Consider the following 12078-nt stretch of genomic DNA (forward strand, 5'->3'; position numbering starts at 1 on the left):
AGTCTCCAGAAGGACTTTGTTATATGTTCTGTAATTGCGATTTAAACGATTGATTTGGATTTCAACCGGCCTGGTTGATATAAATCCGCCAATAGTGAAAGACCTCGCTTAAGTTCATCATGGTTATTCGCCACCCCTAATGAGACGCGAACGGCTTGAACCCTGCTTCTCTCAGTAACAAAGGCTGTTGATGGCACAATGGAGACGCCGATTCGATCTGCTTTTTCGGAAAAATCTAAAGCTCTGTGACCATTTGGAAGTTGTAACCAGAGATGGGGAGATGCTGGGTGAGTTGTAATATGGTTAAGTTTGAAAAACTCGCTCGCGAGTTGTTGTCTAGCTTCATTTTCGGTTTTGATTGCATTCGAGATAAAAGCAAACCGTCCGTTATAAATCCACTTTGAGACGACAGCTGTCATTAAAGGCGGAGCCATAAGGCTGCTGGTACGCATCTCCTCAGCGAGACCCAGTGCCTCATTTAGATCTGGCGCTACGATATAAGCAACCCGAAATGCTGGAGATAAGCATTTAGAGACGGTAGCAATATGCCAAACTCGTTGAGAGGCCAAGCTATAAAACGATGGGATGTTTTGATCTACAAAGACGGCATAGGGATCATCTTCAATAATCGCAAAATTAAACTCTTCGGCCAGTTGAACAATCGCGAGTCGTCTTTCCGCTGTTAATGTCGAGGTGGTTGGATTGTCGATATTCGGAATAACGTATAAAGCTTCGATTTTTTGGTGTTGGCAAATATCATGAAGATGTTCTGGAATGATTCCCTTGTTATCCATCAACACGCCAAACACATCCAATTGCAGATAATCAGCAATAGAACGCAGGCCCGGATAGGACAAGTCAGGTGCGGCGATTGCCTTGGCCCCTTTTCTTTTCAAGTAGCTGAGCACGGAAAACAGGGCACTGTGCGCACCAGATGAAATTAATACTAAGTCTGAAGTGATATTACCGACTTTATTTTTTAGCCAGAGCTGCCCTGCTTCCCTATCTTCAGGATGGCCAACTGTTTCCTGATAACTGAGATGGTTAATCGGTTTACTAGATGCATAACTTAATTCGATGAGTGATTGAGCAATTTCCTGCTCTAATCGTATGCCGGGAGGATTAGGAGGATTGTTCATGCTCAAATCGATTGGTTTACCTTCACTCAAATGCACTGAGTTGTAATGAGTAAACGATGTTTGAGCAACATAACAACCACTACCGGGTTGCGTTTCAACTAAGCCTCTTCTTGCGGCTTCGTTGATGGCCCGTGTGACAGTGGTTAAATCCACATTCAGAGCATCAGCAATAAATCGTTGAGCAGGTAGTCGGTCGCCCGGCTTTATTTTTCTGCTTTTGATATCCGCTTCGATGGCTTCGACAATGCCAATATATTTCACTCTGGCATCATGATGGATTCTTGGTGACCACATACGAGGACCTCTTCAAATCAGGTAGGAAACACCTACAATTTGATAGAAATCCTATGCTTGTCATTTATTGTATGCAATTAAAACATACAGAAAAGTTAAATTTAACTAACTGTATGGATTGGTATTTTTAAATAAACATACAATTCATCGGATTTATCACGACAGCTGTATTAGCAAATCATTGCTTTGCGCAAATATTTCGATTTTTTTGACTAGTTGATTATTAAGGTTTCGAGACGTTTTACAGATTTATGCTTCTACCAGTTGTTGATAAATAATTTCTACAGCCCGATCAATTTGTGCTTCATCGGTATAACGACCGAAACTGAATCTCAGCGATGAAGTTGCTTCGGTTTCTGTAAGACCAATGGCAGATAAAACATGAGATGCCTGCGGATATTCACTATTACAGGCTGAACCTGTCGAAGCGCAAATTTCGGGTTGCATCGCTGCCAATAAGTTGGTGGCGTCAACATTGGTAAACCTGATATTCAAGCATCCCGGATGGGCATTATCCAATGTGCCATTAATAGTGAAATCAATATCATTGTTTCTGAGACCAGCCATAAACCTTTGTTTCATGGAAGACAACCAGGTTCTGTTGTGCTCTGCCCCTTCCCTGCTTAATTCCATCGCTTTGGCAAACCCCACTGATAAGCCGGTAGGCAGCGTACCTGAACGTTGACCGAACTGCTGACCGCCACCATGTATAAACGGTGGCAATGTTGCTTGCAGTGAGTTTTTGATAAAAAGTGCCCCAATACCTTTCGGTCCGTATACCTTGTGTGCCGATAAACTCAGCATGTCGACATTCCATTGTTTGACATCAATATCAATGGCTTCAGGCGCTTGTGCCGCATCACAGTGAAAAATTGCACCAACGTTATGGGCTAATTCAACAAGTTTCTGGATGGGCTGAATCACACCAATTTCATTATTGACCGCCATCATTGAAACAAACAAGACCTGATCATTGAGCATGGATTGATATACATCAATATCCACTAACCCGGTTGAATCAACCGGAATTTCGTTCACCTGATAGCCAAGTTTATGGGCAAAAAAATACGCCGCATTTTTAATACATTTATGTTCAATTGAACTGATTAGTATCTTGTTACGCTTTGTAGTATTGGCAAACAGGACGCTTGCAATCGCCTGATTATTTGATTCGGTAGCCCCCGAAGTGAAAATAATCTCTTCTGCGGATGCATTTATACACGACTCAACTGTGGATCTGGCCATTTCGGCTGCCTCAGCAGACTGGCGCCCAAGAAAATGTGCTGAATGTGGATTGGCAAATAGATCATCACTATAAATCGCCATCGCTTCACGAACTTCAGGTTCCAAAGGCGTTGTAGCTTGATAATCTAAATAGATGGAGTTGCCAATCAGCACGATAATTTCCTGTAATTAAAATAATTTTATAGCGAATTGTTTATTTTGCCTGCCATTTAAACCTATGACTGTACGTTATTCAAATAAGCCACCCTATCAGCTGCAACCATTAAAACAAAACGACCTACTCCCGATATCCTGGAGTAGATCGCTGAATCTTTTAATAATTAAAACGGATATTGGACCCTACCCATATCTGGTTTTGATTCAGATAGTTTTGTCAGCAGTGTAAGTCGTCTCTTTACTGTCAATAACGGTCGCTTTCAAAACGCCCGATTTAGTTGGTTTGAAGGTGAAATGCACACTAGGATCTTCACTGAAAGAAATCCCCATATCAACACTAAATAAAGGCTGATCAGCATAATTTACCGACATTGTTTTTACATAATGAGCAGGAATATAACGTCTGGTTTCCTGGTCAAACTGCAAGCCATTATAGTTTGGATGACTTATCATTACCTGGGCCGTAACATCATGACCTAATTCGGGCTTACGCATCCTGATCAGCATTTTACCCAGACGTGATTTTACAGCCTCTGGATCTTTCTGCACCGGTGCACTACAGCCACCTGACGCTTTCACAAAACGCGATACCATATGTAACGTACCGTCATTCATTTCAACAATAGCCCGGACATTCGAATATTGCTGAAAGCGCATGCGAAACGTCAAATCCACCTGTTCCATAGCTGGAGTTAGATGAAAATTGGCGGAATAAGGATCTGGATTGTCATCAATTATGATGTGGATATTTTTAATATAACTTTCCGCTGTCTGAGGTTTGAGTGATTTAAGCGTCAGCGGCACGATGGCAGCATCTTCAGCACGTGATGGAGCTTCCAAAACCAGCCAGTCATCGGCATCGGTTAAAATTGTTTTATTGTCAAAATATATCTCTTTTAGAACAGGCCACATCGGTTCTTTTTCTGTTTTAGCGTAAGCGGTGTTTAATAGCATAAAAGTAATAGATACTGCCCAAAGTGTGTGACGTAAGATATTGTTAAACATTTTAATTCCCCTTATTCCCATTCCAACTCGGTAAATGCAGATGTGACATTACGTTTGTGATATTCCTCAAACAGCAGCCACTTATTTTCTTCACTCACGCCAACATTTTCAGTTGCCTGATTGATGGTGCCCATATCATTGATAATCTCCCGAACTTGTTGCCGAATCAGAATGAAGTAATTCTTTTCCTTTTCAAGTGCTGCTTTCCAGTCTTGATGGAGGACCGGGCCGTGTCCAGGGATTACAGTGGCAATATCCATATCCTTTAATTGCTCTATTGCATCCAGCCAGCCATTAATACTTCCATCCAGTGCGGGAATACGCTCAACAAAAAGCAAATCTCCGGTCCACATAGTTTTGGTATTGTTGTCGAGCACCACCAAATCGTTATCGGTATGGGCTGTGGGGAAAGCCATAAGTGTCAATTTTCGGTCGCCTAAATCGATATTTTGTGGCTCGCCTATACTGACTAAGCGGGTAGGTGCAATAAATTCAGCATTGCCGTATGCATCACCCAGAATTTCCTTGAACCTGGTTTCATAGAAGCTACTCCTTGCGGCCATTGCGGCGGGTAATTTGGCACTGCCGACAAAAGTGGTTTGGGGTTCTTTAAATGCCGCATTGCCCAGAATATGATCAGGATGGACATGCGTGTTGATGACATAGCAAATCGGTAAATCACTTTGTTTTCTGATGGATGCAAGTAATGATTTTCCTTCGAGATAACTGCCACCGGTGTCGATTACTGCAATGCAATCATTACCTATAATAAAACCGACATTGGCAATTTTGCCTTGATTTTCCTCATTGGCATCTTCATGTACGCCTTCATGGAAAAAAATGCCTTCTGACACCTCATTCACCACATAACCATTATCAGCATGTGATATTTGAGCCGTCACACTCGCCATCAATAAGCAGCATTTCATTAACAATTTGACAGAATTTTTAGTTAGGTAAGGCATCGTCACCCTCCTTCGTTGTCAGCCGTTTCAACACATGTGATCGTGTTAAAAAGTTGGCTTCAGGATTTGTTTGACTTCAGAGATATTATTAGCGGGAAAACCACCCTTTTCGGCATGTTCTCTAATCGTATCGGCATCGGGTGCACGATAAATACAATAGATTTTATCGTCGGTTACATAGCTCTCTACCCACTCGATTCGTGGGCCCATATCTTTTAATACACAGCAGGATGTCTCAGTAATCTGGTCAAACTCTGCTTGTGTCAAGTTACCTGCACCAGCAATCTCTCTTTCTATTACAAACTTTTTCATTGTTAATCTTCCTTTAAAAGCGACCGGTCGTCTTTTATTCGAGCCTAAAAAAAGCCTTTTGGCTTTGCGTGATTAATTAGTGATGTAGTTATCCAGAAGTTCTGCAGTAAAGCGTTGCAAAGGGATAATGGATTGTTCAATTTTCATATGCAGTAATGCGCCCTGCCAGGCATCGAAAAGTAACCTTGCCATCGTTGCAGGCGAAATATCGGTACGCACAATTCCTTGTTGCTGTGCTGATAACAGCCCTTGTTCCAATAATGTGCAATATTGGTTAATCGCTGTTTTTAAGGCCTGACGACAAACATCACTGACACCACCGATCTCCCCCATCAAATCACCCAGTAAACAACCACCTTTGAAATCAGAGTTTTCCAGCTCTTGGGTCAAAGACTCAAAATAAGCTTTGATCGCGGCTAAGCCATCAAGCTCAGAATTGTTCAGGTAAGACTGTAACCGAGTTATAAACGGCTCAATATAATGCGTGATCGCTTCTGCCGTAAAATTCTCTTTACTCTCAAAATAACTATAAAAAGAACCTTTGGGCACATTCACAGTATCCAGCAGCAGCTTGACCCCGGTGCCATGATAACCGTGCATCATCATCAGTTGAATACCCTGATTGAGGATTTGTTCTCTTTTAAATTCTTTTAGATTTGCCATAGCGTAAAAAATACGACCAGTCGTCTTTAAAGTCAAGTGACTGAGTGAAAAATTATCGGATAAACACCCTTAGGTAATGAACGACATATTAAAAAAAGTGATCAACTAAGCAATGTGAAATCTCATCGAGTCTTGATTAGTGCATTTTCAATCTCATTATCTTGACGAAGAAAGAAGAACAGACCTGGTACACACTGTGACTGGTTTATTTATAGATTGTTTTTGATTTTATTGCACATTGCTATTAACTGATTAACCTCAGTCTCATTCAAACCCGTTGCACACAATGCCAATTTGGCAATATTTTCACCCTCATCAGCAAACTCACAGCCCTTTGCAGTCAAGACCATGGATTTAGTTTTATCGTTATCTGGCACACTTTCTCTAACAAGATATCCGTTAGATTCCAGCTTTCTTAAAATGGGTGACAAGGTCGCTTTGCTCAAGCCAACTGCTTTTGCAAGCTGCGTGGGTGATGCACCATCGTTTTGCCATAACGCCATCATGACAACAAACTGCGGATAGGTGAGCCCATGTTGTTTTAACAGCTTTCCATATGCCTTGGTGACCTCCCCACTTGTTGAGTACAACGCAAAACACACTTGATCTTGTAGTAACGGTCCCATGGATATCCTGTAATTTTAAATAGGTACTTGACTTACTTGTTTTCGGGTTATATTGTTTGTGTGCGAACATTTCGCCAACAAACAATAGGATAACTCAAATGAAACAGTACTATTCAATATTGTTAATGACTTTGCCGTTGTTACTCCCAATTAACCTCTCTGCCAACGAGATGGCAGCAGAAGATAATTATGTCCCACATTAATTACCGAAACGCCTTATGAAGGCAGGCAGCTGGCCATTAAAATCGTACGAAAAACCATTGGAACCATTCAGACTGACGCCGCTGCCAAACATCGTGTTAGAGCAAAATATGCTGAAGATCCTGCCCTATTAATGGATGCCGCTGAGCTAGTGGCAATTGAATTCAAAACAATAGCTATTGCCAACGATTATTGGCGTGAATAAAAAACTGCTTTGTTAACTTGTGAAATGGTTATCGGGCTAACCCGGCTTTCCATCAGGTCTGGGTGTCGTTAATATTGGTAAATAAATAATGACATAAAGAGTGTAAGCCGTTGCCCAGGCAAGGACGCTAAACCATAACCAAAAAGATATTTGTGCTGGGAATAACCAAATCAACAGTGTTCGAGTCAAGCCGACAGAAATAATCAACATAAAGGCCAGTGACATCAATCGTTTTGGTGTTAAGGATCTTCCACTGTGTCCCAATGAGACCCGAGACATCATACTGAGAATCATTGTCCCCATGGCACCAGCAGTCAAAGCATGTAAAGCCACACTATACGGTATGGCGAGACCGGCATAATAGGCTGAAAACATTAACAGCCCCAACGATATGAACCAGTAACCGATATGTAACGACCAGAGCAATGGGATGTGAAACGTAATCCAGATCTTCCAACGAAACCCACGAATAAATACCAGCACTGCTGCAATAGCAAACAACACGCTTAATACAATGGATGGAATGAATTTCGTCAGCATTAAAAAATGTAAGGCAAACAGCAGCCAAATACTCATTAGTGCCGTTTTATCCAGCCAGGCAATATTGTTCACTTTGGTCGTTTGAGTACCATTTGCGGTAAACATGGGAATTACACGACCACCAATCACCGTCATTAATAGTGTGATCAGTAAAACGGCATTGAGACTGCCTGCCTGCTGAATATCCGGGCGCTCCATCACAAGGCCTGCGTACATAAACGTATTGCAGATAGTCAGTAATAACAGCACCGGAATGAAAAACAGGTTTTTATTTTGTTTGGCTCGTAAAATAGGTTTCGCCAATAACCAGGCGCTTACCGGTAAAAAACTGAGATCAATCGCTATTACTAACCATAGTGGCAAACCTGCACCAAATAATAATGCCAGTCTTCCGGCCAGCCATAACAGTACGATGATTATTAACGTGTTGCCGTGCGGTGCTCGCTGCCCTGTCCAACTCTGAACTGCGGTTAACAAAAATCCAATGACAATTGCAGCAACAAAGCCGAAGATCATTTCATGGCTATGCCAGAACAACTGGTTGCCAACAAACTCGATGTTAAGTTGCCCGGAAATAACCAAGCCCCACAACAACATGGCAATCACACTGAAGCTTGCGCCAAACAAAAATAACGGTCTGAATGCCTGACGAAATAAGGGAATGATGGCTTTTTCTTGGTCAGATAATTGACTTTCTTTCGTCGTAATTTAGTTTCCTGGAGTTACAGTGAGTGCGAAAATCACGTCGTACTCTTAGTGATTTTTATCTCTTCATAGGGGTAGGTGACTAAGTTGTCATCTTGCACAATCGCACCTTTAGTCAACCTTGCTGGTTCGATTTTGTCGGTGTTCATTAAATGAAATACCCTCTCCCCGCGTGCAATAAGATGATCAGCCACTATTCTGCGATGACATCGCCACCATACAGCCTCAGAGCACATCAATGCGCAGCATTCTTTTCGTCCTAAATTTATGAGTTTTTCTAAACCGTCTTGAAAATCAGGCGTCATCGCGTAGTCGGCATAATTTTGGAAACTACGATTTTTCCAAAAGCCATTCGCCTCATTTGAAATCGCTTTTATCTTGCTGCGACGTCCACCAAGTTCAGTCAGATGGAGGTAATCAATATGGTGCTTGGCCAAAGTGAGTGGCAAAACATCCTCGTTATATTGAGGATTTGTTCGTGAACGCGGAAATGAACGAATATCTACCACAAGCGTTATATCTGCTGGACTTAACAATTGGATAAACTCATTCACCGTACGAGTCGAGTGGCCGACAGTATAAAACGGCAGCATTATGACTTCTGTTTGCTCGCTGTTTTTGTTAGTGCTGACTCTTTGTGCGCGGCGATATGATCGGTTTTATCGCTTTTGATTTCGTATTGAGGGTCATCTTTGGATGCGCGATGTGTGTGACCTTTGTAATCAAAATCATGTGTGTGAATTTTGCTGATCGTGCCTCCAACTTTACCCGCTTCGGAATTCCAGGTGACATGGTACCCGACCTTGAACTTGTGAGACATAAAGCTTCCTCCAAATCAATTATAGATAACTGAAAACCAGATCAATGCTGGTTCAGCTTGAAAATTTTGTTAAGGATTGGTTTCTAATTTCTTAAAAATGTTCGGATCTTTTTCTCCGATAGCCTCAATGACGCCCCAGGCACCTTTATCTGTTCTCATCAAGGCATGATCAACCAGCACATAATGCCCAGGATAATCCACATTAAATTCCACAATAGTGGCGCCACCGGCCGGGATATTTGTGGTTTGTACATTCTTGAATTGCGCACCATTCATCGAGGCTTCTGGATACACGGTGTCAAAGATCTCGCCGACCAGATGAAATGAAGAGTTCATCGCCACTCCGCCATTACCGATATACAGTCTGACGGTATCACCGACATTCACCTGCATATTGTCGACAACAGCGCCGGTTCGACCGTTAAACACCACATATTCTGGTTCAGAATCGAGCATTTTTTTGCATCAAAAACTTGCAAGCCTTTTCGACCAACCGCACCTGTGGTGTAAAGCTCACCTTGCATCAGATAAAACTCTTTATCTACCTCAGGCAAACCTGCTTCAGGTTCAACCAGAATGAGGCCATACATACCATGCGTCATATGTACTGCCATATTTGGTACGGCGCAGTGGTAAACAAACAGACCTGGATTAAGTGTTTTGAAACGTATGGTTTTACTTTCGCCTGGCTCAACTACAGTGGCTTCGCCCCCACCACCTGGACCGGTAACGGCATGCAGATCAATATTGTGCTGATGCAAACTGGTCGCGTGGTTGTGTAGTGTTAGTTCAACGGTATCACCCTGTTTCACCCGAATCATCGGTCCGGGAACGGTGCCGTTAAAAGTCCAGTAATTAAAGGTGATACCCGGAGCCAGTTCTGCAAGAACCTCCTTGGTTTCCAAGGTGATTTTGGTAACATTTTCTGAACCGCTATTATGGGAAGAAACCTGATCAGGCACATTATTAGGATCATGGGCAATATCATCAATCCACTCAAATTGTCCGATATGCCGAAAGAATGTCAGCACATTGTTAAGAGGAAGCCCAGGGCCTTTGCCCGGGCCATATGATTCAACATACACTGGATACTGAAACATATACATTTTGCCAATTGAAACGGACAGAAACGCGGCGATACCTATTATAAAAACCAGCATGGAAATGACATAAGCACGGGAGTGCATTTGATGAATCAGTCGCAGAAAGAAAAATAGCGAAGCCGTTGCGGCAATGACAAAACCAAACATCTGGATCAAACTGGTTTTGAGATAAGCCAAAAGCGAAAAACCACCAAGGGCCAATATCACCATTAAACTCAGTAATAATGCTGCAGCGACCGTAATGGCCAATATATTTGAAAGCCGGTAAAGATTCATTATCGTTCCTAGATGAAAACGTAGACTTTCGCGATTAAAGCCAAAGATTACTTATCAGCAATATAACAAAAAACAATAATATAAGCCCGGTAATACGCATTTATAAAAATATAGAAAAGTATGATTTGGATTTTAAAGGTTGATGTTTTTCACCTTCCAGCAAATCCTCTAAGGGAATATGGGCATGTGAGTCATATAGCTTTTTGTTATCCGGGTGAAATACCCATAGCGCTATTACCCGCATGCAACACAGACCAATAAAAGACGTCACAACAACCAGCCAATGTGACATTAAAAATGCGACGATAATATTTGCAAACAACCACAAAATATCCATCATATTAACCTGGCTGTAATGACACTTTTGCTTCTGACGCTTTTTTATTAGCAAGATAAATCGTTGTGAGTACATTAATTAACATCACTACGGCGCCGCAAAAGAATATAAATCCTCCCATGGCTCGCATAATGTAATAAGGATGCATCTGTGCCACGGACTCTACAAAGGTATAAGACAAATTCCCATACTCGTCATAGGCACGCCACATTAAACCTTGCATGATTCCAGCAACCCACATTGAGGTGATATAAATTGCTGTGCCTATGGTGGCCAACCAAAAATGCACATTGACTAAACTGACGGAAAACATAGTGGTATTCCACATCCGTTCAACCATATGATAAAGCGCGCCAATTGAAACCATGGCGACCCACCCTAAAGCGCCAGAGTGCACATGCCCAATTGTCCAGTCTGTGTAATGCGATAACGCATTGACCGTTTTGGATGCCATCACCGGCCCTTCAAAAGTGGACATGGCGTAGAAGGCGAGAGACACAATTAAAAAACGTAGAATATAGTCTGTTCGAAGTTTGTCCCACGCCCCACTGAGTGTAAACATCCCATTTAACGCCCCGCCCCATGATGGAATGATCATGGCCAATGAAATGGCTGCACCCAGAGAGCCTGTCCAGTCAGGTAACGCGGTGTATTGGAGATGATGAGCACCGAGCCAGACATAGCCAAAAATCAATGCCCAAAAGTGAATGACCGATAATCGATACGAATAGATTGGCCGCTCAGCTTGTTTGGGCACAAAGTAGTACATGATCCCCAAAAAGCCAGCCGTCAGATAAAACCCAATGGCATTGTGACCCCACCACCATTGAACCATCGCATCCTGAACGCTGGCAAAGATAGAATAGGACTTCCACATACTCACGGGTATCGACAGACTGTTAATCACATGCAGATAAGTAAACATGATCATCATGGCCAGGAAAAACCAGTTGGCAACGTAGATGTGACTGCTTTTACGATGACTCAGCGTCATGATGAAATTAATAGTGTATGCAATCCAAACCACGGCGAGCAGAATATCCAGCGGCCATTCCAGTTCTGCATATTCCTTACCTTGGGTAATGCCTAATGGCAAAGTGATCATGGCGCCAATGACATATAAATTCCATCCCCAGAAAGTGAACCAAGCCATGGGATCACTCCAGAGTCGCACGCCACAAGTTCGCTGAATCACATAATAGGCTGTCGCCATCAATACCGATCCACCAAAGCCATATACAACGATATTGGTGTGGACAGGACGTAAGCGACCAAAGGTAATATAGGGGATATCAAAGTTAAGAAATGGCCAGGCGAGCTCCGAGGCAATCCATACGCCGACTGCCGTGCCAAGTACTAAATAAATACACGCACTGACACTGAAATACTTCACCACATCATAATTGTAATGTTGATGTTCTTTTGCATTCATACGAATATCCAAACTCTTCTATTACCTTTGTTGTGAATAGTTTGGACGCTCATC

The 12078-nt window shown here is 42.4% G+C and carries 14 protein-coding genes; 1 reads left to right on the top strand and 13 read right to left on the bottom strand.

Annotation, left to right across the window (positions count from 1 at the left end; genetic code table 11):
• Positions 1-41: 41 nt before the first annotated feature.
• The 7 genes from AC08OG_RS08290 to AC08OG_RS08320 form a co-directional block, all read right to left on the bottom strand.
• Positions 42-1400 carry an aminotransferase-like domain-containing protein gene (locus AC08OG_RS08290; protein WP_482929272.1) on the bottom strand — a complete coding sequence of 453 codons (1359 nt, stop codon included), beginning with the start codon at positions 1398-1400 and terminating at the stop codon, positions 42-44.
• A gap of 282 nt (positions 1401-1682) precedes the next feature.
• Complete coding sequence (locus tag AC08OG_RS08295) at positions 1683-2831, bottom strand: cysteine desulfurase family protein (RefSeq protein WP_482929273.1); 1149 nt, start codon at positions 2829-2831, stop codon at positions 1683-1685.
• 207 nt (positions 2832-3038) lie between these two features.
• Positions 3039-3839: a quinoprotein dehydrogenase-associated SoxYZ-like carrier gene (locus AC08OG_RS08300; protein WP_482929274.1), complete on the bottom strand. Its 801-nt coding sequence runs from the start codon at positions 3837-3839 to the stop codon at positions 3039-3041.
• Positions 3840-3850: 11 nt separating this feature from the next.
• Positions 3851-4804, bottom strand: coding sequence for a quinoprotein relay system zinc metallohydrolase 2 (locus AC08OG_RS08305; RefSeq protein WP_482929275.1), 954 nt, complete (start codon positions 4802-4804; stop codon positions 3851-3853).
• A 45-nt stretch (positions 4805-4849) separates the two neighbouring features.
• Entirely contained in the window at positions 4850-5116 is a 267-nt protein-coding gene (locus AC08OG_RS08310) for a DUF4242 domain-containing protein (protein ID WP_482929276.1), read from the bottom strand.
• A gap of 72 nt (positions 5117-5188) precedes the next feature.
• Positions 5189-5779 (bottom strand): TetR/AcrR family transcriptional regulator, encoded by a 591-nt coding sequence (locus AC08OG_RS08315; protein WP_439503359.1) that lies wholly within the window; start codon positions 5777-5779, stop codon positions 5189-5191.
• A 209-nt stretch (positions 5780-5988) separates the two neighbouring features.
• Positions 5989-6405, bottom strand: a complete 417-nt coding sequence (locus AC08OG_RS08320; protein ID WP_292356769.1) for a MarR family winged helix-turn-helix transcriptional regulator — start codon at positions 6403-6405, stop codon at positions 5989-5991.
• A 244-nt stretch (positions 6406-6649) separates the two neighbouring features.
• Here AC08OG_RS08320 and AC08OG_RS08325 point away from each other — a divergent pair, with 244 nt between their 5' ends.
• Positions 6650-6811: a hexameric tyrosine-coordinated heme protein gene (locus AC08OG_RS08325; RefSeq protein WP_482930535.1), complete on the top strand. Its 162-nt coding sequence runs from the start codon at positions 6650-6652 to the stop codon at positions 6809-6811.
• Between the two features lie 36 nt (positions 6812-6847).
• On the opposite strand, the gene AC08OG_RS08330 is transcribed toward AC08OG_RS08325, so the two are convergent.
• The 6 genes from AC08OG_RS08330 to ccoN all read right to left on the bottom strand — a co-directional run bounded on the left by AC08OG_RS08330 (position 6848) and on the right by ccoN (position 12024).
• Complete coding sequence (locus AC08OG_RS08330; RefSeq protein WP_482930536.1) at positions 6848-8059, bottom strand: NnrS family protein; 1212 nt, start codon at positions 8057-8059, stop codon at positions 6848-6850.
• A 32-nt stretch (positions 8060-8091) separates the two neighbouring features.
• Complete coding sequence (locus tag AC08OG_RS08335) at positions 8092-8649, bottom strand: DUF488 domain-containing protein (protein ID WP_482929277.1); 558 nt, start codon at positions 8647-8649, stop codon at positions 8092-8094.
• The gene (locus tag AC08OG_RS08340) at positions 8649-8876 is read right to left on the bottom strand and encodes a hypervirulence associated TUDOR domain-containing protein (RefSeq protein WP_482929278.1); all 228 of its coding nucleotides are present in this window, start codon (positions 8874-8876) and stop codon (positions 8649-8651) included. The genes AC08OG_RS08335 and AC08OG_RS08340 overlap by 1 nt, the downstream gene beginning before the upstream one ends.
• A 69-nt stretch (positions 8877-8945) precedes the next feature.
• Complete coding sequence (locus AC08OG_RS08345; protein ID WP_482929279.1) at positions 8946-9332, bottom strand: multicopper oxidase domain-containing protein; 387 nt, start codon at positions 9330-9332, stop codon at positions 8946-8948.
• A complete protein-coding gene (locus AC08OG_RS08350; RefSeq protein WP_482929280.1) occupies positions 9260-10255 on the bottom strand; it encodes a multicopper oxidase domain-containing protein in 996 nt (331 codons plus the stop codon). Before AC08OG_RS08350 ends, AC08OG_RS08345 begins: the two co-directional genes overlap by 73 nt.
• A gap of 341 nt (positions 10256-10596) precedes the next feature.
• A complete protein-coding gene (gene ccoN, locus AC08OG_RS08355) occupies positions 10597-12024 on the bottom strand; it encodes a cytochrome-c oxidase, cbb3-type subunit I (RefSeq protein ID WP_482929281.1) in 1428 nt (475 codons plus the stop codon).
• Positions 12025-12078: the final 54 nt, after the last annotated feature.

It is taken from the genome of Methylophaga sp. F7 (assembly GCF_056863975.1).

What these genes read in the sequence shown, in the direction of transcription:
- AC08OG_RS08300 (WP_482929274.1), bottom strand. Translation starts at nt 3,839, where the DNA reads ATGTTTAACAATATCTTACGTCACACACTTTGGGCAGTATCTATTACT.
- AC08OG_RS08305 (WP_482929275.1), bottom strand. Translation starts at nt 4,804, where the DNA reads ATGCCTTACCTAACTAAAAATTCTGTCAAATTGTTAATGAAATGCTGC.
- AC08OG_RS08310 (WP_482929276.1), bottom strand. Translation starts at nt 5,116, where the DNA reads ATGAAAAAGTTTGTAATAGAAAGAGAGATTGCTGGTGCAGGTAACTTG.
- AC08OG_RS08315 (WP_439503359.1), bottom strand. Translation starts at nt 5,779, where the DNA reads ATGGCAAATCTAAAAGAATTTAAAAGAGAACAAATCCTCAATCAGGGT.
- AC08OG_RS08320 (WP_292356769.1), bottom strand. Translation starts at nt 6,405, where the DNA reads ATGGGACCGTTACTACAAGATCAAGTGTGTTTTGCGTTGTACTCAACA.
- AC08OG_RS08335 (WP_482929277.1), bottom strand. Translation starts at nt 8,649, where the DNA reads ATGCTGCCGTTTTATACTGTCGGCCACTCGACTCGTACGGTGAATGAG.
- AC08OG_RS08340 (WP_482929278.1), bottom strand. Translation starts at nt 8,876, where the DNA reads ATGTCTCACAAGTTCAAGGTCGGGTACCATGTCACCTGGAATTCCGAA.
- AC08OG_RS08345 (WP_482929279.1), bottom strand. Translation starts at nt 9,332, where the DNA reads ATGCTCGATTCTGAACCAGAATATGTGGTGTTTAACGGTCGAACCGGC.
- AC08OG_RS08350 (WP_482929280.1), bottom strand. Translation starts at nt 10,255, where the DNA reads ATGAATCTTTACCGGCTTTCAAATATATTGGCCATTACGGTCGCTGCA.
- ccoN (WP_482929281.1), bottom strand. Translation starts at nt 12,024, where the DNA reads ATGAATGCAAAAGAACATCAACATTACAATTATGATGTGGTGAAGTAT.